Below are 17,716 nucleotides of genomic sequence, written 5' to 3'. Positions count from 1 at the left end.
AGGTCAGGCGCTCTCGCAAGATCGCAGAACGGTACGAGGCGACCCACGCTCGTTTGAAGCACGATGTTGCGACAAGCGAAGACGCTTTGGCCAAGCACCTCGACATTGTCCTTACGGCTGAGAAATGGGAGGCACACTGATGGCATCGGCTGTTCGCAGACTCCCAACGGCATTCTCAATCACCAAACCGAGCACGAAGAAGCAACCGCGACAGCACGTTGAAGCTCACCTCAAATTTATACGCTCCCTGCCCTGTCTCGTGACAGGCGCTCGTGACGTGGAAGCCGCGCATATCCGGTACGGCAACATGCGATGGGGAAAGCGCACAACCGGCGCCGGTGAAAAGCCAGACGATCAGTGGGTAGTTCCCCTCTCCCAAAAAATGCATCGCGAACAGCACGACTTCGGCGACGAAGAGCTTTGGTGGCGCGAGAAGGGTATCGATCCCGTTCTGGTCGCAATGGCGCTGTGGCGCGCTACCGGTGACGAACAGGCTGCAGAATCCATCATTCGAGAAGCGAGGCGGTGATGACCACACAAACCGCCTTCGATTTCATGCGTCCGGCCTTTACGGCAGCCGAACCGACAAGGTTTCGCATTGATCTGACGGACAAGACCTATGGTCCGCATTGCGAGATAGCCGTGATGCAGAACGATAATGGCACCTGGGCGAAACAGGTCGGTTATCAGATCAGCTACATGGGAATGGGCGGTCCTTTCTATGGCAGCTATCCATCCGCTGAAGCCGCGCTCGAATCCGCCGTAGAATATTTCCGCCATTCGTTTCAACGCACGCTCGATAATCCCTGTTCCGTTCAATCCGACAGAGATCGCGTTCACCTTCGAAGGCTGCTGGCTCGGCTCGATGAGGTTTCAGCATGACAGCGCTCCCCGAAAGAATGAAGCAGTTCGAGCAGATCACCGAGACGGTGGACAAGCAGGATAGCGGGGATAACCCGCATGGGTAAGATTGACATCATCCGCAATGTCCCGCGCCTTGGTCTAAACAGGACCGAAGTTGCGCTTGCTATCGGTGTTGCGCCGAACACAGTGGATGAGATGGTCAAGGAGGGCATGCTGCCCCGCCCTCGCCGTTGGCATTCCCGCAAGTTCTGGCGTATCGCCGAACTTGAAGCCGCAATGGCAGAATGGCCTGTCGACGGGGAACAGGAGGTCGATGTTTCGAATTGGAGAGCGTCGGCATGAACGACGTGGCGACAATCGACCTACCGTATATCGAATATAATCCGAACCGCCACGGTAAGGATCGCTATTACTTCCGGTTTGATGGAAAGCGCATCTGCCGGCTGCCGGATGACCCGCACAGCGAGGAATTCACGGTGGAGTACTGGAAGGCCCGCAACGGTCTCGACGCTCCTGAGAAGACCTATACAGAGAAACAGGTACTGGCGAAGGTTGCCCGGCCGGGTACGTTTCACTACCTGTGCTCGCATTATCTCCAGAGCAAGGCATTCCTATTCGCAAACATGCCGCTTGAAGCGCTCGATGCAGAGAACATCGAAAAGCTGCGTGATCGGAAAAAGGAAACGCCCTTCGCTGCCGATGAGCGCCTGAAGGTTCTGCGGCAGATATTCGAAGCGGGGAAAGCGGCAAAGCCGAAACCATTGGTCAAGGTGAATACCGCCAAGCTGGTGTCACCCTTTCGGGCCCAGACCGATGGTCACGCTACGATGCGAGATGACGATATAGCGCAATATGTCAAACATCACGGCAAGGAATCAAAGGCCGTACTTGGCCTGACCATTCTTATGTTCACTGGAGTGCGCGTCTCTGATCTGGCCGCAATCGGCCCACAGCACCGCCGTGGCGATCTTTTGACGTTCCGGGTGTTCAAGGGCCGCAACAAGCATCCGACGACCCTACAGATACCCGTACACCCGATTCTGGATGCCGTTCTTTCGCTGCATCCAGTCAAAGGCCTGACTTACATGGTGACCGAATATGACCGGCCGTTCTCCATCAAGGGTTTGGGGAACCGGGTGTCGGATTGGTTTACACAAGCCGGGCTTCCCCACTTGAGCGCGCACAGCGTTCGAAAGGGACTGGCGACCAACATGGCGGAGAACGAAGCCACCGATTTGATGCTTGAGGGGATGTTCGGCTGGAAGGATGCCAAGACCTCAAAAATCTATACGCGGAATGCTCGACGCGCGAGGCTGGCAAGACAGGCTGTTTCGAAGATTGATTGGGGTGAAATGGGGAACGTATTGCCACACCCTGACGAAGGGGGTGGTGTCCCAGACTGCCACACCCGAAGAAAAGATAAGTAAAATCAGTTAGTTGGGGTGGTGACGTCTGACTATGGAGGCCTCGCCCGGAATCGAACCGGGGTGCAAGGATTTGCAGTCCTCTGCGTAACCACTCCGCCACGAGGCCTCAAAGTCGTCAGGCTATCAAGATAACCCGTTGAATTCACGGATTGGTTCAATATGGAAGGCTGCGAAGCTAGTCAAGCCATTCCAGCGCATACCCCCAAAAATCGGAATCGATTATTGGAACAAATGCTCAGCTCAGCTTTCGCTCTTGTCCGTACCAAACCAGCGGCCCTTCCAGCGGCGGCCAAGCTTGACTTCGATCTGCCGGCGCTTGCGCCGCACGATTGCCGAATCGTGCGACAGGACGACGAGCCCCAGGGGAACCATCCAGAATCCGAGGACAGGCAGAAAGCCGAGCGTGCCGCCGGCGATCAGCAGACCGCCAAGCGTGCGGCGCATTGCCACCGATTGCGGCACGGGAACATGCCGGCCAAAGATGCGCATGTGCCGGCGCTTTTTGTGCGCGCCGTGCTGGTAGTGCGCCGTATGCGCGGGTTCATCGGGATATTCCGGGCCTTCTGACAAAAGTCTTCTCTTCCAGTTGAATAGCGGTGTCAGACCCCGATGTAGGAAGCCTGTCGCGGCATGTCATCGTTTTGTTATGCACATTCATCGAAAAAAATCGAAATGGTCCTTTGCAAAAGCCAAACCCTTTTGCTATAGGCCACATCGCTGATGACAAAGTAGATGTTCCCCGGTAGCTCAGTGGTAGAGCAATCGGCTGTTAACCGATCGGTCGCTGGTTCGAATCCGGCCCGGGGAGCCAGTCATCAGACAAACCTCCTTACCACGTTGATGTCTTTGAGCTATTAGGCAGCCTCCCCGAACACGTTCCGCGTGTCGTACCTGCATACCGACCCATTCTGACCGCTTCCGCATAGCCATCGATGACGCAGCCGGGATCGAAGCTCATACGGTTCCACTGCTCAATAGGGCGGCGATGTTGGTGTCGATGTGTTTGTTGACGCCGGGCTCAGGGCCTTCCACCCCGACCAGTCATGAATGTTGGTCCAGCTATAGGCCGGATCGCCTGAATATGCAGCAGCGGCCGCAGCAAGGTCAGCAAGCGCTGCAGCCTTGGTCTGCTTGCCTACCGTGTCGCCGTAGGAAGCACCGGAGCCGACGCCCGTTACGGTCTCGATCGAATTGCCGATCTGCGTCGGTGGTACGATGGTGTTGGCCCTGTTGACCTCGTAGCGGATTTTTTCGATCAGCTTGGAGGCCGTGGTCACATAGGTCATGGATGCACCGACGTCGATATAACGAGCCAGATGCAGAAACACATTTTGACTGATCGCCCCTGCCCCATCCAGGTGGTCGAAGATACAGGTTATCGGCTCGCCAAAATAAGCATCGAACCAGTTGGGCAGTGCAGAAGCGAAGAGCAAGCCATTGTTGGCGCAGCGGCTCTTGCATTGCTTGTGCATTTCGACCCAATCGCGCATGAGGTATTCACGGTCGAGTTCCTGCGTGCTCTGCCAGACGCCGGAACCTGGTGTCGTCGAGAGCGCAGATGATGCTATGTCATTATGAAACGTCGTGAGGCCGTTGTTATCAGGCGGTTCGTTGTCGATCTGGAAACCGCAAAACTTCTCTGCCGTGGTCGAGGCTGCATTGAACGCTATTACCGCGTCTATATTGGCGAAGAGGTTGGAGTATCCGGAACCGTCAGAAAAATAGTCGCGGTCGCCGTCTAGACCCCACACTCGAATGCCCAACCCACTAGCCTGCGCATTGAAACCGCGCATCGCTGCTGCATGTGCCGTAATCAGCGCCTCTGTAGTGAAACAGTACAGGTCCGTGATAGAACTGTTGACGCATTCATTCAGCAGAATGTTCTTCTCGTTGGTCGTGGCAATGACAGTCGTATAATCCCAGACCCACAGGCCGCGGCGCGTCGTCTTTGCGGGTGATACCCTGATTTCAGCCGCAGCACCCTTCCATGCGAAGCCCATGGAACCATGGACCACACTGGCCCTGGAGCCAGCCAGTCTTAATATGCCAAGACCGGGGCCAAGAGAAATTGACATCAGCAAAGTTCGACGATCAAGGAGGCCAGGGTGTCGGTTCTGTTGACGTGTTTTGTCGCGCAAGGAAGGAATGTACCTGTTGCAATACCCATGAATGTTACAGCGACATCATCATCATCGACAAGTGCCATGCCGACTTAAGGGTTCAAAGGGAACTACTTCCGATGGAACGCTCCAACGGTGGCACGCCGCAGCGTACCCCGCGCTTGCACCACCTTCAACTCTGTGCTCGAATTATCAGGCGCTCGCCGGCCACTGGGGCCGCTTCGTCGAACCCTGTAAATTACCGACAAAATCAACCATGTCCTTTCGACCGCCACAAAGCATTTCGTCCCGTTTCGACAGAAACAGCCCGCCCAGTGCCATCGATATGGAGATCATGGGCGAAATGGCCGCCGCCCTCGGCCGCGCCGGACAAAAGGTCGAGCAGACACTGGAGAGATTGAACGCGGCGACGGACACGGAGCGGCAATTATGTCTCAAGGCCGCCGCGCAAGCGGTGCATGCCTATTTCATCCAGCGCGAACTGTGCGGCCTGCGCAATCACGACGACCCCATCCGCCATTATGGCATTCCGCGCGCCGTGCTGGTGCGGCTGGGTGCTGCCTAGCAATACCTGCCTGTTGGCCGCAGCAGCCTTGCATTGGTCATGGAAGTTTATTTCTCCGACGCTTCTTCCTCGAACATCACCGCGACATCGGAATTGGCGGAGAGGCGAACCTTGTTGCCCTCAACTTCCGCGATCAGCGATATCGAAATGTAGTGGTGGTGACCCTTGTGCGAGCCCTCGCCGCTGTCTTTCTTCGTCAGCTTGATCCGCCCGCCCTCGAGGCGGTCGACGGTGCCGACATGGACGCCGTCGGCGCCGATTACTTCCATATGTTCCTTGATGCGTGTTTCAGTCATGACATTCCCTCCAAAGGTGCCAGGTCAGGAACGCATGAAGCGAGCTTTGGATGCATGGCCGCGTTGAAGGCTTTCGGGATGGATGTGAAATCACTAGTGTGGCTGGCATATTCCGTAAAGAAGGTGTCGCTCCGCAATGGCTTACGAGATTTTGACGCCCCGCGAGATGGGTGAGGCAGACAGGCTGACCATCGCGGCTGGCCCGGGCGACGGCTACGGTCTGATGCTGAACGCCGGCACTGCCATCGCCCGCCATCTCCTCGCCCGACAGGGCGACATAGCCGAATTCCATATCCTGTGCGGACCCGGCAACAATGGTGGCGATGGCTATGTCATTGCCCGCATCCTCGCCGAGAGCGGCGCGCGCGTGTATATCTGGTCTGCGGGCGAACCCAAGCCCGGAACCGACGCAGCGCGTGCATTGGCAGACTGCCCGCTCAAGCCTCGCCCGATTGACGGATTCCACCCGGCAGACAAAAGCCTCGTTGTCGACGCCCTGTTTGGTGCGGGCCTCGACAGGCCGGTCACGGGCAAGGTTGCAGTTGCAATCGCCCGCGCCAATGATGCGCCGGTACGCCGCGTGGCGGTGGACGTTCCGTCAGGCCTCGATGGCTTTAGCGGCCAGCCGCTCGGGCCCGTCTTCAAGGCGCACTGCACGACCACCTTCTTTCGCAAGAAGCCGGGGCACCTGCTCTACCCTGGACGCACTTTGTGCGGTGATCTGATCGTTGCTGATATCGGCATCGCAGATGATGTTCTGGACACACTTCAGCCGCGCTGTTTCGAAAACACGCCGGCGCTCTGGCAAAAGCTGCTTCCGGCGCCGGACGTCGACACACATAAATACAGGCGCGGCCATGTGGCGGTGTTTTCCGGCGATGCGACCGCGACCGGCGCCGCGCGGCTCTCGGCCCTTGCCGCAGCAAGAAGCGGCGCGGGCGCGGTGACGCTGCTGTCGCCGGCCGAGGCTCTCGCTGTCAACGCCGCCCACCTCACCTCGATCATGCTCAGCCGCTGCGATCATATGGAGGATCTGCGCTCGTTCATCGAAAAGCGAAAACCGTCCGCCTTCGTGCTCGGCCCCGGTTTCGGCATTGGCGAAACGGCTCGCAAATTCGCTCTTTCGCTGCTGCAGGATCAAGCGGACAAACTGGTCTTCGACGCCGACGCAATGACGTCATTTCAGGATCATCCGGACATTCTCTTCGCTGCGGCACGGAAATCGCCATCGACCAGACTGGTGTTGACGCCGCATGAAGGCGAATTCAAGCGGCTGTTTCCCGATGTCGTCGAAACCAAAATGCCGTCCAAACTTGAAAGAGCCCGTGCTGCCGCTGTCCGCGCCGGTGCGGTCATCGTCTACAAGGGCGCCGATACGGTGATAGCATCGCCGGATGGCCGCGCGGCCATCAACGCCAATGGCACGCCGCTCCTGGCAACGGCGGGCTCCGGTGACGTTCTCGCGGGCCTTACCGGGGGATTGTTGGCGCAAGGCATGCCGCCCTATGAGGCCGCTTGCGCGGCGGTCTTCATTCACGGCGCTGCCGCGCGACGTCTCGGCTTTGGCCTGATCGCCGAGGACCTTCCTGCCGCCGCCGCAAAGGTCATCGCCGGTCTGCTGGGCAATCTGATCGAGGAGTGATACGGGAACCATCCACGAAATGGACCGTTGACTGCCAATGACGCAAACTGCCCTGAAAGACATTTGGCAGCCAACGAAAAACCGGAGTGAATCATGAAACTGTTTTTGCGGCTGACGGCCCCTCTCCTCGTGGCTGCGCTCAGCGGGTGCGCCGGAATCGACTACGCCAAATCGAATTATGGCGGCCTTCCCCAGCAACAGTTCACGACCGAACGCGGCCAGTCATTCGAGATAATCGACAATCCGGCCCGCGGGCGCTTGATGATAGGACCCGGTGCCGCCGGAAAGACAACGGAAGGTTTCGTCCGTGGCCTTGGAATGGGCGTCGCCAACAGCCTCGTAGCGACACCTCCTGTTGTCTATCGCGATGCCGCCGAACAGTTTCTGCGCAGCACGGGACGCACCTGCACGGCGCAGGATGTGACGGCCATCATGGATCCCCGCTATGAGGTCCGCTACAGTTGCATAGGCGGACGGGCGAACCAGGACAGGATGCTTGGACCAGTTTCATCCAATTAACGCCGATCTATTAACCCTGTCTTTACCATGATCGTTCACCTTGTTCCCAAGCGCGATTTGTTCGGCGTACGCGCTTCCAAATTTCTACCCGTCATTATTCTGTCGCAATGACAGGCTAATGATTACACATAGCGAATAGCTTATTTCCATTTTTGACCACGGATGTACTGGCACTGATGTTGAGGTAAGTTTAGGAAGGTCGGGTAGCTCCCGGCCTTTTGCTTTTTCGGCGCTTCTTCTCCAGTAATAGAACGGCCAATCATACAATCGATACTTGGCGTCAGAGACTTGCGACAGCTGTTGCGGTTTTCGCAGTTCCTGGTCCATGAACACCGGGAGCGCATAAAATCGGATCGGGCCGTCAGGCTGAGATTATCAAAGGTCCCTTAGCAATTGGTATGGTATTACATCCGCTTGTTCCAATTGCAGAATAGTCGATGATTACATCCAATATTTTATTGCTCCTGTCTGAATCGCTGCTCTATTTCGGTGTGATGACGGCCCTTCTGCATGGCCGCAACCGCTATGGCCTCGGCATATTCGTTTGTGCGCTCGGCGTGATGCACTTCCTTGAAACCTATCTTGCCGCGGTTTTCTATATCCAGCTTCCATTCGGTATCATTTCGCCGGGCTCGACGGTGCTGTTCAGCGGCAAGCTGATGATGATCCTGCTCCTCTACATCAAGGAGGACGCCCTGGTCGTGCGCCAGCCAATCTACGGCCTTCTCATCGGCAACTTCCTGCTGGTGGGGCTAATCATGATCGCGCGCAATCATGAAACGCTGCACGCCATGCCGGGCCGCCAGCCCGATATGCAGTTCGTTGACGAGATGGGCTCCCTGATGATCTGGGGAACAGCCCTGCTCTTCCTCGATTCCATTGCCGTCATTCTGCTCTACGAAAGACTGGGCCGCTTCTTTGCAAAGGCCAGGATCGTCCGCATCTTCGTTGCCTCGGCGTTGACCCTCACCTTTGACCAGCTCGGTTTTTTCGCAGCGCTGCATGCAATCAGTGGCACGCCAATGTCGGCTCTTCTCGGCGGCTGGGTCGCGAAGATTGCCGCTGCCGTCGTCTACAGTTGCATGATCGAGGCCTATCTGCGCTGGTTCGACCTGGATAAGGGTCATGGCGCTGCCATGAATGTCAGAGGGGTCTTCGAGTCCCTGACCTATCGTGAGAGATATGAGCGATTGCTGGAGGAATCCGGCCGTGACAGTCTGACCGGCGCGCTCGACCGCCGCAGCCTCGATGCGGACGGGCCGCAATTGTTTGCGCGGGCGAAAAAGGAAGGCACGACCTTCAGTCTGATCGCCATCGATCTCGACGATTTCAAAAGCATCAACGACACCTATGGCCATCAGACCGGTGATTGGGTCCTGCAATCGGCAGCCCACAAGATGATGGCCCATATGCGCATAGGCGATCCTTTTTACCGCTACGGCGGCGAGGAATTCATCGGCCTGTGCCAGGGATTGTCGGCGGAAGGCGCGTCCGCCATGGCGGAACGCCTGCGCGTGGCTGTCGAGGCAGCACCTCACCAGAATGTCCAGAGCGTCACTGTCAGTATCGGCGTTGCCAACTACCCGGGAGACGGCGACAGTTTCGACCAGTTGTTCGGGCGTGCCGACGAACGGCTCTACCGCGCGAAGCGGTCGGGCAAGAACAGGGTCGTCGTCGGCTGACAAACGGCCCCGATTGTCAATACGTCACCGTGACGATGATCGTATCGCTATAGGTACCTGGCGTCGGGGTCGTCTGCGGCGGGATCCGCGCATAGACCGGCAGGTTCTGCGCAAGGCCGGTGCCTGTTCCGCCTACCGTATTGGTGCCGGTGGTGTCGCCCCACGGCAAGCTTCTTGCCGTGTTTCTGTAGAGACCATAGGTGATGAATTCGGCGCCTTTCGTCATCCGGCGGGCGGTCGGGCCCGCATTGGCGCCGCCGGGGCTGAGCGCCACGACATAGGGTGTCGTGGGCGAGCAGGTAACCGTCACCTGTCCGTCCTGATCGATATTGGAGCTCAACACGCCGCGATTGCCGAAATCGATATTCTGGGCGGAAACGAGGCAATCCTTGGCGGTCTGGAGACTGACCGTGAAGTTGGTGGTTCCCTGTATGCCTGCAGGATTTGCACAGCCGGCGTCATCATTGAAGCGATAGCGGAACGTCGTTTGGACGCCGGAGAATGTCGATGAGTAACTGCCAATGGGTGCCGTGGTCTGATTGGCCAGAACCTGCCCATACATCGTTACCGTGGTGGACCCGTTTCCGACAAGCGCCGGTATATCGACGAAGAACTCCGGCGGGCGCGGCGCAAAGGCCCAGGTCCACGATCCCCACACAACTTGCCGCGCCGAATCCTGATAGAGCTGATAGTTCAGCGAAGCCGGGCCGGTCATTGTCCGCGCCGAGGCAGTTGCACCGCCACTGCCTGCGTTGAGATTGGGACAGATAAGAACGCGGCGAAACAGGCCGAGGACCGCGGAACAGTTTGCCGTCAGGCTCGTCGTCCCGTTGATGGCAGCGCCCGTCAGCGGGCTTCCCGAAAATACCATGTTGGAGGTGCTGAAAGTGCACGACTGCGCCAATGCTGCGGCCGGAAGCAGGTTCAGACAGATGAAAAGGCACGCTCCAATCAAATAGCGTTTCATGAACACACCACTTGCTTGATCTTGACTTGGGTTCCCCGCTGCGCCCGGTATGAAAACCGCGCGCGGCAACTCTTGCCATCGAGGAGATCGACAACAATACTGTTCTGCGCGCCAAGCGCCCCGATATAGGCTTCGCCGTCATAGCCGATGACAAATTCCTCGGCCGTGCCGTCCACATGCCCGCGCAGCCCTGCCTCCAGCGGTTTGCCGCCTGGGTCCACAAGGCTGACCAGCGCCGATGCGGTTGTCTTGGCCACATTGAAATCAATGACCACGCCGCTGCGGTCGGCCGGAACGACCACATCACGGGTGGAGCCGACACTGGCGTCGACCGGCAGGTTCCTTGGATCGATGGCAACCGTATTGGGCTCCCAGGACCGAAGGTTTGGCACCAGGAGCCGTCCGCTGCCATTCGTGCGCCCCGCTGGCCGGTTCTCGAAGGAAACCTCCACATCCGGCGCACCGACATTGACCACCGCAAAGGCATCGTCGATCCGGTTGGTTGCAAAGACCCCGCCCGCCGCGACGGCAACCGCGCCATCGACCTGCGCATTGGCCCGCACAGTGTCGTCGAATTGCTGCACGCTTCCCTCGACCCGGGCGTAGCGCCCGCGATAACTGGCGGCAGCGGACCGGTCTGGCGTATCGCCCTCGCTCGTCCGCAAGCGCCAGCCATAGCTTCCCACCTCCTGCCGTTCCGACTTTGCGATGTCGATGAAGCCCGCCGGACCATCGGACGTCTGCTCATAACCGGTTGAAACATTGATGTCGTTGTCGAACGGAATGGTCAGCCCGGCGAAAATACCGAAACTGTCCCCGTCTTCGAGGTCGGTGAAAGCCGTCGCGTAGAACGAACTGTTCTTGAACAGGGACTGACTGTAGGAGACGCCGACGATCTTGCTGTTTTCGCCGCTATCCACGTCCAGTTGCGTGTAGGAAAAGTTGAGATTGCTGCGATCGAAAGGGCCGGGTGTGGAAAGGGTCACCTGCGCAAGTGTCCGGGGTACGCGCGCACTGAAAAAAGGAATGCCGCTCTGGTCGAACACGGGAAGAAGCTGGTCGTCGGCGGAAACCGACGCGATATCGTCATAGTCGCCAAAGGCATGCTGCAGGCGGGCAAACACCGTATATTGGTTGTTGTATGTGAGTTCCACCGAGCCATTGAGGATCATGCCCGTATCGCCATCATGGCTGCTCCCGGCCGCTGCAAGAGAGCCCACCCCATAGGCACCGAGCGGAAACGCCGCTCCGATCCCGCCATTGAGAAGTTCGGCGCCGCCCTCGAAATGACCTTCCAGCGTCAACCAGTTGGTCAGGCCGTAGCGCGCTGTCGCGACACCCATCAAGTCACCGGCATAGTCATTCGACTCGGTGCCGTAATTGCGCCGCGGAAACCCGACCTCGGTAGAAAAGTCGATCAGGCCCTGACGCAGCAGCAGGCTCGACGAATAGAACGGCAACGTCGTTCTGGTCTCGCGTCCAAGCGTGTCACGCAGCACGATCTGCGCCTCGCCCTGCCCCGAAAAAACGGGAAAATTCGTCACCTCGAACGGACCGGACGGCACCGCACCGCTAAAGGTCTTGACGTTCTGCGTATAGACTTCGAGCGTTGAGGGGACCGCTGCAGTCCCGGCAAGTATGGGGACTGGCAGCGTCACCAGATCGGACCGCAGTGTGAAATTCCGCTGGATCTGCATGCCGCCCAGAAAGACCGGGCGGGTCCATGGCAAGCCGCCGGAAACGAAATCGCCGGCGCGATATGTGATCAAACGTTCCGGATCGGAAGTGCTCCAGGTGGTGTTGAGCCTGCGCACGCCCTGCAGTTCGCCTTCCGAGGCGCTTGCGGTAAACGACTGGCTGAGTGTTCCGTAAGGGCTGAAGAATCGCGCATCGAAACCGCCGGAAATACCCTGAAACGGCTTCACGTTTCCGTCCATCAAATTGTCCGTGCTGGCAAACAGCGAATAGTTCAGCACTGCCCCATAGCTGGATTGGGGCTTTTGGCGCTCCTTGTCCGGCTCTGGATTGATGTCGATGACCTTGGCCGCACGCGCCTCATCATTTGTCGTGATGTAGAGGCGCTGCGTTTCGGCTTCGATCCGGAATTGGACGTCAGGCAGGCGATCCACCCTGATGGACCCATCGGGCTCTGCCGCGCTTTCGTTCGGTTCAATTCCGACTTCCCGCAATTCCTCTGGCCTGACCGACAGGCCGCCGCCCGGCAATTGTTTGAAAGCGCCAACCATTTCCGTCGAGGCGTCATTGATGAAGACCTCCAGATAGAGATCCTTGGCCTCGACACTTTGCGAAACCGTCTGGTCAGGCACACCAATATCTTCTTCCTGTGCCCGTCCAGCCGTCAGAATGCACGGGCTCATGCAGAGGGTTGCGACAATTCTAACGACCGCTGATCGCAACGTCGGCATTGAGCGGTCCGAACTCGCTTTGCGCCTTCAGCCCGACTGCTCCGGAAGAAACGGATTTTCCGGCGCCGATCGGCCATTGCATGCTTGCGCCGCCGAGTACGTAGCCAACCAGCCCCTTGCGCCCGCCGAGCACACGGCCCTGCTGGGTCAGTTGCACATCGGCAAGCCTGAGCCGCGTATCGCCGGCATTGCGCGCGGTAAGAACCAATGAACCCTTCGACTTGACGATCCCCCAGGCTACTTTTGGCGGCGACGCATCCTGGTCCTTGAAGAAAACCGGGATCGAATAGCGCACGACCAGGGTAACCGTGCCGGCCCTTTTGCGTGACGGGTCGGGCAATTCATCGACGATGACACGGTAACTCTCCTCGCCCGCGACCGGCTTCTTGGTCACGCGAAGCACGCGGACCGCATAATCCTTGTTCGCAGGAAGACTGGTGGATGGCGGACTGACCACCACATCGTTCGTGGGTTCGAGCTGTTCGACACCATTCGCCTGCGTCCAGCGAAAGACCCGTATCTGCACATTGATCGGACGCTTGGCTTCGTTTGTCAGCGTGAGGACCCCGGCACTGCCGGGTGCGATCAGCTCAAGATTGGTGGGAGACACACGTAGAGAGGCAGCCTGGGCAATGCCTGAAAATAGCATGAGAAGGCCCATCGCCCCAATGCCATAAAGCATGGTTCGCATTTCATTCTCCGTTTGAATCGTCCTTGGAGGCCGGTTGAGATTCAGACTGACAAGGCAGGTGGTGCGGGTTTCGAGAACCGGAGCACGGCGGACGTTGGGTCCGTCAGCACCGGCAGCACAGAAACTGTGTCAGATGCCTGTCAGGGTGGCATTATCAAAAGCTCTCTCAGTATGTGACAGTCACCGCTACAGTATCGCTATAAGCGCCGGTGGCTGGCGTCGTCTGTGGCGCAACGCGCCCATAAACCGTGATAGGCTGTGTGGCACCATTTCCAGTTGCCGACACGGTATCCGTACCAATCGTCTCACCCCAGACATTCGTGTGTGTGGACTCGCGGAAAAGATTGTAGTCGATCGTGGCACTGGCCGGACCCGTCATTCTACGGGCGGCAAGTGTTGCACCTGCCCCCGTACCAAGCCCGATACCCACATTGTACGGCGTTCCGGTCGTGCACTGCACGGTAATGGTACTCGTTGAATCGACATTGGCGTCTATGACGCCATGCGATCCAAAGTCGAGATCTGATGCAGAAACCAGTTTGCACTCTGGGGTAATGGTGATCCTGACCGCAAAACTTCCAGTGGCTGTGGCCGATAAAGCCGGGCTGGAAAAGCCCAAAACACTAGCAAAGCTCGCCGCGACGACACGGTTTAGTAAAATGCTGGAACTCATTTATCCTCCTCAAGAAGTTGGTGCGAAAGCAACAATCTTTGGACCGTCACAAATGATTCAGTATTTCCTTCCGGTTTTGATTCTATAATAACATACCTTTAAAATTACTTGCCGGATAGCGTCAACTCGGAAAACCAAAATTATTGAGTTTTTTCAATAATATACATATATATATGAGTATTTCACACAAAAATTAATTCAGCTTGAATTATAAAATGTATTGCAGCTTATATATTATTATTCCTGAAATTGCGTCAGAGTTATTGACACAACCCAAAATGGCGAGAAACAACCTTTTGAATTTACTTGGAGACGAATGTTCACATCGCCCATGCCAGCATTCGGTGGATTTACGGCAAAGCCTGAGACCCACTGGCAAGCCACACTCAAAGGTCGGTAAGGACGGCGTCGCCTCAACTCATCTGCCAAACAACACAATTTTAGAGTTTGCCATAACGTCATCTTCATTGCCGCGTGAGACACAAGGGCAAACAGGAGCGTTGTTGGATGATCAAGCAAATCAAGGTCGCGGTAATCAGTGTCTTGTCGATCGGCATGGCACTACCCGCCTTTTCCCAAAACTTTCGCAACGGTCAGGTCCCGGAAGGTTATGTCTCCGTACAATCCAGCTTTTCGATTGTCGTCCCTCTCGATGATCCCGCCAATTACGAAAAGCAACAGGCAATGGCTGTCAAATCCTTCTATCAGCTTGTTGCCAGTAACTGTCCGATGCTTCTCGAAACCATCGCCGATGCCTGCCAGATCACAGGGATGAACAGCAATAGCAATATGAACACCCGGGACCAGCGCGGCACGCAACTGATGGTGCAGGGTCAGGTAACAATGGCAGTGAAACTCAAATCATCGATCGGCAGTCCAAAATCGCCGCAATAGCGATTCGATCAAGATGGCCAACAACATTCACCGGTTTCGCCGAATCAAAGGGGCGATCCCAACCGAAGTTGAAGGTCCTTGTTGAGGACTTGCAGCGGCTTTTGTGGCTCGACCGGCTTTCCTGCCGGGCTTTCGCCGTTTCGGCCGCTGCCAGCTTTCTCGCGTTCTACGGTGCCATCCTTATCGCCAACTTCTAGGCCGTGGACTCATAAACGCGAAGCCAAATTCGGATTGATGCCAGCATCTGCCGTAGGGCGACTCATTCGGGTGCGGCAACGCGAATGGGACGGGTTCCGACTGGAGCGCCCGTCTCGCGGTCGATGGTGACGGGATCGATCTCCGTTCCGGTCTCGGCGTCGAAGAACCGGGTCACCTTGCCCCCGCCGCGATGCTTGCGTCCCCACGCGCCGATCGCAAACAGCACCGGCAGAAAGTCGCGGCCGGCTTCCGTCAGCACATATTCGTCCCGTGGCGGACGTTCCGAATAACGGCGTTTCTCCAGCAGCCCATCGTCGGTCAGGGCTGAAAGTCGCGCCGTCAGCATCGTCGGCGCGATACCAAGACTCTTGCGGAATTCATCGAAGCGGGTGAGGCCCGCATGGGCATCCCGCATGATCAGCATACTCCATGCATCCCCCACAAGGGCAAGGCTCCGGGCGATCAGGCATGGCTGGTTCGAAAGATTCTTCATGTTGATATCTTTTTGATAGTGACTTACTACTAAATTCATAGTAACTGATTGTTCATCGATGTTCCACGACAAAATGAAGGCGTACGAGATGAGCGAGACAGAACGCGGCGTAGCCCTGGTCACGGGGGCTTCCTCCGGCATCGGGCTGGTAACGGCACAAGCGCTGCGGCGCGATGGCTACCGTGTCTTCGGCACCAGCAGAAAGCCGATGCCCGACACCGCGGATGGGATCACCATGCTGATCTGCGACGTGATCGATGACGCATCCGTGCAGAGCGTCGTCGAGGAGGTTCTAAGCCGCGCGGGGCGGATCGATCTTCTGGTCAACAATGCCGGTCTCGGGCTCATAGGGGGCGCTGAAGAATCCTCTGTCGCACAGGTGCAAGCCCTGTTCGACGTCAATCTGTTCGGCGTCATCCGTATGACCAATGCGGTGTTGCCGTCGATGCGGCGGCGCGGCAAAGGGCGCATCATCAACATCGGCTCGGTTTTGGGCTTCATACCTGCGCCCTATGCAGCTTATTATTCAGCGGCCAAGCACGCAATCGAGGGCTATTCGGAATCGCTGGATCACGAGGTGCGTGCTTTCAATATTCGCGTCTCAGTTATCGAGCCGGCGTTTGTCCGTACTGTCTTCGACCAGAATGGGATCAAGCCGGATTCCATGTTGAATGAATATGACCGCGCTCGAGCTGACGTCGACGCGCTCTTTCGCGATGTGATGCCCAAAGCCGATCTGCCGGCTGTTGTAGCTGATGTGGTCGTAAAGGCGGCAACCGATGCCCGTCCGCGACGGCGCTACACCGCTGGCAAGGCAGCCAAGCAAATCAGCCTACTGCGCCGGTTTGCCCCTGCAGATATATTCGACAAGAGCTTGCGCAAGCAGTTCCGCTTGCCGGTCTGACGGCACTGCTGGCGCCGACTCACCACGAAAACGAAAGTTAGTCAAATGAGATCATTCCTGATCGATCGCTATAAGAAAGGCGGCACTCTCCGCCTCGGCGAGAGCCCCGAGCCTGAGCTGCGGGAGAATGACGTGATGGTCGAGATTCATGCCGCCAGCGTGAACCTCCTCGACAGCAAGATCCGGGATGGAGAGTTCAAGCTGTTTCTCCCCTATCGTCCGCCCTTCGTTCTCGGGCACGACGTCGCCGGAACGGTTGTCAGGACTGGCCCCAAGGTCAGGCGGTTCAAGGTGGGCAACGAGGTCTATTCGCGGCCGCGCGATCATCGGGCCGGTACATTCGCCGAATTCATTGCCATCAATGAAGCCGACGTGGCGCTGAAGCCCGAAAACCTCACCATGCCGGAAGCGGCGTCCATCCCGCTGGTGGGGCTGACCGCGTGGCAGGCGCTGGTCGAGGTGGGCAAGGTGAAGCCCGGCCAGAAGGTCTTCATTCAGGCCGGCTCCGGCGGTGTCGGGACTTTTGCCATCCAGCTCGCCAAGCATCTCGGCGCGATAGTGGCGACGACGACGAGCACGAAGAATGTTGATCTGGTCAAGAGTCTCGGGGCGGACGTGGTCATTGACTACAAGACGCAGGATTTCGAGAAGGTCCTGTCCGGCTACGATCTTGTGCTGAACAGCCAGGATGCAAAGACGCTCGAGAAATCTCTGGGTGTGCTCAAGCCGGGCGGCCACCTCATTTCTATTTCCGGTCCGCCCGATCCTGCCTTCGCCAAGGAACTCGGTCTGAACCTGTTCCTGAAACTGATAATGCGCCTGCTGAGTCGTGGAGTGCGGAAGAAAGCCAAAAAACTTGGCATCCGTTACTCGTTCCTGTTCATGCGTGCCGAGGGCCAGCAATTGGGTCAAATCACCTCGCTGATCGAAGCCGGCGTGATCCGGCCGGTCGTTGACAAGGTTTTCCCGTTTGAGGGGATTGGCGATGCGCTGGCCTATGTCGAGACCGGGCGCGCGAAGGGCAAGGTTGTGATCACGGTCGCAGACTAGAACCCGCAGCGACCGCACCGGCCAATAGAGGTCAGCGGCATTTGCCACTTGCGGCCATATCGAGTGATTTAAGCAATTGCGGTGCAGGGAAGCACTGCGATGAAGTGATGTATTGTTGTTGTCCCAAGCGCAAATGCGCCGAATAAAGCCGTATTTTCCATTGTTCCGCATGGTACTCCGCGAGTCGCGGCAGAGCAAAGGTGGTTTGAATTCGAAACTGCGTGCGGTTTGCCGTGGTCAAGGCCGGCCATTGATCATGTTGCTGAGTGCATAGCGGCAGCCATCACCTTCTGGCTCTGATTAGT

20 protein-coding genes and 2 tRNA genes are annotated in these 17,716 nt (G+C 57.5%); 13 read left to right on the top strand and 9 right to left on the bottom strand.

Features of this window, described 5'->3' with window-relative positions; all coding sequences use genetic code 11:
* Nucleotides 1-139: 139 nt before the first annotated feature.
* From BLM14_RS07160 to BLM14_RS07145, 4 genes are all read left to right on the top strand, one after another.
* Nucleotides 140-529, top strand: coding sequence for a DUF968 domain-containing protein (locus BLM14_RS07160; protein WP_237143484.1), 390 nt, complete (start codon nt 140-142; stop codon nt 527-529).
* A complete protein-coding gene (locus BLM14_RS07155; protein WP_099998742.1) occupies nt 529-882 on the top strand; it encodes a hypothetical protein in 354 nt (117 codons plus the stop codon). Before BLM14_RS07160 ends, BLM14_RS07155 begins: the two co-directional genes overlap by 1 nt.
* Nucleotides 883-960: 78 nt before the next feature.
* Nucleotides 961-1,206, top strand: a complete 246-nt coding sequence (locus BLM14_RS07150; protein WP_099998741.1) for a hypothetical protein — start codon at nt 961-963, stop codon at nt 1,204-1,206.
* Nucleotides 1,203-2,291 (top strand): site-specific integrase, encoded by a 1,089-nt coding sequence (locus BLM14_RS07145; protein ID WP_157929488.1) that lies wholly within the window; start codon nt 1,203-1,205, stop codon nt 2,289-2,291. The genes BLM14_RS07150 and BLM14_RS07145 overlap by 4 nt, the downstream gene beginning before the upstream one ends.
* A 32-nt stretch (nt 2,292-2,323) precedes the next feature.
* Here BLM14_RS07145 and BLM14_RS07140 read toward each other — a convergent pair.
* Nucleotides 2,324-2,397, bottom strand: a tRNA-Cys gene (locus tag BLM14_RS07140).
* Nucleotides 2,398-2,531: 134 nt separating this feature from the next.
* The gene (locus BLM14_RS07135; protein ID WP_100001082.1) at nt 2,532-2,780 is read right to left on the bottom strand and encodes a hypothetical protein; all 249 of its coding nucleotides are present in this window, start codon (nt 2,778-2,780) and stop codon (nt 2,532-2,534) included.
* 247 nt (nt 2,781-3,027) lie between these two features.
* Here BLM14_RS07135 and BLM14_RS07130 point away from each other — a divergent pair.
* Nucleotides 3,028-3,102 (top strand) — tRNA-Asn (locus BLM14_RS07130).
* A 160-nt stretch (nt 3,103-3,262) separates the two neighbouring features.
* Here BLM14_RS07130 and BLM14_RS07125 read toward each other — a convergent pair.
* A complete protein-coding gene (locus BLM14_RS07125; protein ID WP_133123921.1) occupies nt 3,263-4,366 on the bottom strand; it encodes a hypothetical protein in 1,104 nt (367 codons plus the stop codon).
* A 301-nt stretch (nt 4,367-4,667) separates the two neighbouring features.
* On the opposite strand from BLM14_RS07125, the gene BLM14_RS07120 reads away from it, so the two are divergent.
* The gene (locus BLM14_RS07120) at nt 4,668-4,976 is read left to right on the top strand and encodes a DUF6665 family protein (protein ID WP_099998738.1); all 309 of its coding nucleotides are present in this window, start codon (nt 4,668-4,670) and stop codon (nt 4,974-4,976) included.
* A 47-nt stretch (nt 4,977-5,023) separates the two neighbouring features.
* On the opposite strand, the gene BLM14_RS07115 is transcribed toward BLM14_RS07120, so the two are convergent.
* Nucleotides 5,024-5,272, bottom strand: coding sequence for a DUF2171 domain-containing protein (locus BLM14_RS07115; protein ID WP_099998737.1), 249 nt, complete (start codon nt 5,270-5,272; stop codon nt 5,024-5,026).
* A gap of 136 nt (nt 5,273-5,408) precedes the next feature.
* On the opposite strand from BLM14_RS07115, the gene BLM14_RS07110 reads away from it, so the two are divergent.
* The 3 genes from BLM14_RS07110 to BLM14_RS07100 all read left to right on the top strand — a co-directional run bounded on the left by BLM14_RS07110 (nt 5,409) and on the right by BLM14_RS07100 (nt 9,115).
* Nucleotides 5,409-6,914, top strand: a complete 1,506-nt coding sequence (locus tag BLM14_RS07110; RefSeq protein ID WP_099998736.1) for an NAD(P)H-hydrate dehydratase — start codon at nt 5,409-5,411, stop codon at nt 6,912-6,914.
* A 93-nt stretch (nt 6,915-7,007) separates the two neighbouring features.
* On the top strand, nt 7,008-7,433 hold the full coding sequence (locus tag BLM14_RS07105; protein WP_099998735.1) for a hypothetical protein: 426 nt from the start codon (nt 7,008-7,010) through the stop codon (nt 7,431-7,433).
* Nucleotides 7,434-7,870: 437 nt separating this feature from the next.
* Nucleotides 7,871-9,115, top strand: coding sequence for a GGDEF domain-containing protein (locus BLM14_RS07100; RefSeq protein ID WP_099998734.1), 1,245 nt, complete (start codon nt 7,871-7,873; stop codon nt 9,113-9,115).
* A gap of 16 nt (nt 9,116-9,131) precedes the next feature.
* Here BLM14_RS07100 and BLM14_RS07095 read toward each other — a convergent pair whose 3' ends face one another.
* The 4 genes from BLM14_RS07095 to BLM14_RS07080 form a co-directional block, all read right to left on the bottom strand.
* Nucleotides 9,132-10,082: a Csu type fimbrial protein gene (locus BLM14_RS07095; protein ID WP_099998733.1), complete on the bottom strand. Its 951-nt coding sequence runs from the start codon at nt 10,080-10,082 to the stop codon at nt 9,132-9,134.
* Nucleotides 10,079-12,460, bottom strand: a complete 2,382-nt coding sequence (locus BLM14_RS07090; protein WP_237143483.1) for a fimbria/pilus outer membrane usher protein — start codon at nt 12,458-12,460, stop codon at nt 10,079-10,081. Before BLM14_RS07090 ends, BLM14_RS07095 begins: the two co-directional genes overlap by 4 nt.
* 19 nt (nt 12,461-12,479) lie before the next feature.
* Nucleotides 12,480-13,199, bottom strand: a complete 720-nt coding sequence (locus BLM14_RS07085; protein ID WP_099998731.1) for a fimbrial biogenesis chaperone — start codon at nt 13,197-13,199, stop codon at nt 12,480-12,482.
* Between the two features lie 166 nt (nt 13,200-13,365).
* Nucleotides 13,366-13,872: a Csu type fimbrial protein gene (locus BLM14_RS07080; RefSeq protein ID WP_099998730.1), complete on the bottom strand. Its 507-nt coding sequence runs from the start codon at nt 13,870-13,872 to the stop codon at nt 13,366-13,368.
* A 507-nt stretch (nt 13,873-14,379) separates the two neighbouring features.
* On the opposite strand from BLM14_RS07080, the gene BLM14_RS07075 reads away from it, so the two are divergent.
* Nucleotides 14,380-14,766, top strand: coding sequence for a hypothetical protein (locus BLM14_RS07075; protein ID WP_099998729.1), 387 nt, complete (start codon nt 14,380-14,382; stop codon nt 14,764-14,766).
* A gap of 68 nt (nt 14,767-14,834) precedes the next feature.
* Entirely contained in the window at nt 14,835-14,963 is a 129-nt protein-coding gene (locus BLM14_RS32425) for a hypothetical protein (RefSeq protein WP_257791435.1), read from the top strand.
* Between the two features lie 62 nt (nt 14,964-15,025).
* Here the strand turns inward: BLM14_RS32425 and BLM14_RS07070 are convergent, their stop codons facing one another.
* Nucleotides 15,026-15,457, bottom strand: a complete 432-nt coding sequence (locus tag BLM14_RS07070) for a winged helix-turn-helix transcriptional regulator (protein WP_099998728.1) — start codon at nt 15,455-15,457, stop codon at nt 15,026-15,028.
* Between the two features lie 88 nt (nt 15,458-15,545).
* Here BLM14_RS07070 and BLM14_RS07065 point away from each other — a divergent pair, with 88 nt between their 5' ends.
* Together BLM14_RS07065 and BLM14_RS07060 are read left to right on the top strand one after the other, a co-directional pair.
* A complete protein-coding gene (locus tag BLM14_RS07065) occupies nt 15,546-16,361 on the top strand; it encodes an oxidoreductase (protein ID WP_099998727.1) in 816 nt (271 codons plus the stop codon).
* Nucleotides 16,362-16,406: 45 nt separating this feature from the next.
* Nucleotides 16,407-17,411, top strand: coding sequence for an NADP-dependent oxidoreductase (locus tag BLM14_RS07060; RefSeq protein WP_099998726.1), 1,005 nt, complete (start codon nt 16,407-16,409; stop codon nt 17,409-17,411).
* The last annotated feature ends 305 nt before the right edge of the window (nt 17,412-17,716 follow it).

The sequence above is a fragment of the Phyllobacterium zundukense genome (assembly GCF_002764115.1).
Taxonomy (GTDB): domain Bacteria; phylum Pseudomonadota; class Alphaproteobacteria; order Rhizobiales; family Rhizobiaceae; genus Phyllobacterium; species Phyllobacterium zundukense.
This window is presented reverse-complemented; position numbering and strand designations above follow the sequence as displayed.

What these genes read in the sequence shown, in the direction of transcription:
- BLM14_RS07080 (WP_099998730.1), bottom strand. Translation starts at nt 13,872, where the DNA reads ATGAGTTCCAGCATTTTACTAAACCGTGTCGTCGCGGCGAGCTTTGCT.
- BLM14_RS07160 (WP_237143484.1), top strand. Translation starts at nt 140, where the DNA reads ATGGCATCGGCTGTTCGCAGACTCCCAACGGCATTCTCAATCACCAAA.
- BLM14_RS07085 (WP_099998731.1), bottom strand. Translation starts at nt 13,199, where the DNA reads ATGCGAACCATGCTTTATGGCATTGGGGCGATGGGCCTTCTCATGCTA.
- BLM14_RS07155 (WP_099998742.1), top strand. Translation starts at nt 529, where the DNA reads ATGACCACACAAACCGCCTTCGATTTCATGCGTCCGGCCTTTACGGCA.
- BLM14_RS07060 (WP_099998726.1), top strand. Translation starts at nt 16,407, where the DNA reads ATGAGATCATTCCTGATCGATCGCTATAAGAAAGGCGGCACTCTCCGC.
- BLM14_RS07090 (WP_237143483.1), bottom strand. Translation starts at nt 12,460, where the DNA reads ATGAGCCCGTGCATTCTGACGGCTGGACGGGCACAGGAAGAAGATATT.
- BLM14_RS07065 (WP_099998727.1), top strand. Translation starts at nt 15,546, where the DNA reads ATGAGCGAGACAGAACGCGGCGTAGCCCTGGTCACGGGGGCTTCCTCC.
- BLM14_RS07120 (WP_099998738.1), top strand. Translation starts at nt 4,668, where the DNA reads ATGTCCTTTCGACCGCCACAAAGCATTTCGTCCCGTTTCGACAGAAAC.
- BLM14_RS07100 (WP_099998734.1), top strand. Translation starts at nt 7,871, where the DNA reads ATGATTACATCCAATATTTTATTGCTCCTGTCTGAATCGCTGCTCTAT.
- BLM14_RS07105 (WP_099998735.1), top strand. Translation starts at nt 7,008, where the DNA reads ATGAAACTGTTTTTGCGGCTGACGGCCCCTCTCCTCGTGGCTGCGCTC.
- BLM14_RS07075 (WP_099998729.1), top strand. Translation starts at nt 14,380, where the DNA reads ATGATCAAGCAAATCAAGGTCGCGGTAATCAGTGTCTTGTCGATCGGC.
- BLM14_RS07095 (WP_099998733.1), bottom strand. Translation starts at nt 10,082, where the DNA reads ATGAAACGCTATTTGATTGGAGCGTGCCTTTTCATCTGTCTGAACCTG.
- BLM14_RS07070 (WP_099998728.1), bottom strand. Translation starts at nt 15,457, where the DNA reads ATGAAGAATCTTTCGAACCAGCCATGCCTGATCGCCCGGAGCCTTGCC.
- BLM14_RS07150 (WP_099998741.1), top strand. Translation starts at nt 961, where the DNA reads ATGGGTAAGATTGACATCATCCGCAATGTCCCGCGCCTTGGTCTAAAC.
- BLM14_RS07135 (WP_100001082.1), bottom strand. Translation starts at nt 2,780, where the DNA reads ATGCGCATCTTTGGCCGGCATGTTCCCGTGCCGCAATCGGTGGCAATG.
- BLM14_RS07125 (WP_133123921.1), bottom strand. Translation starts at nt 4,366, where the DNA reads ATGTCAATTTCTCTTGGCCCCGGTCTTGGCATATTAAGACTGGCTGGC.
- BLM14_RS07115 (WP_099998737.1), bottom strand. Translation starts at nt 5,272, where the DNA reads ATGACTGAAACACGCATCAAGGAACATATGGAAGTAATCGGCGCCGAC.
- BLM14_RS07110 (WP_099998736.1), top strand. Translation starts at nt 5,409, where the DNA reads ATGGCTTACGAGATTTTGACGCCCCGCGAGATGGGTGAGGCAGACAGG.
- BLM14_RS07145 (WP_157929488.1), top strand. Translation starts at nt 1,203, where the DNA reads ATGAACGACGTGGCGACAATCGACCTACCGTATATCGAATATAATCCG.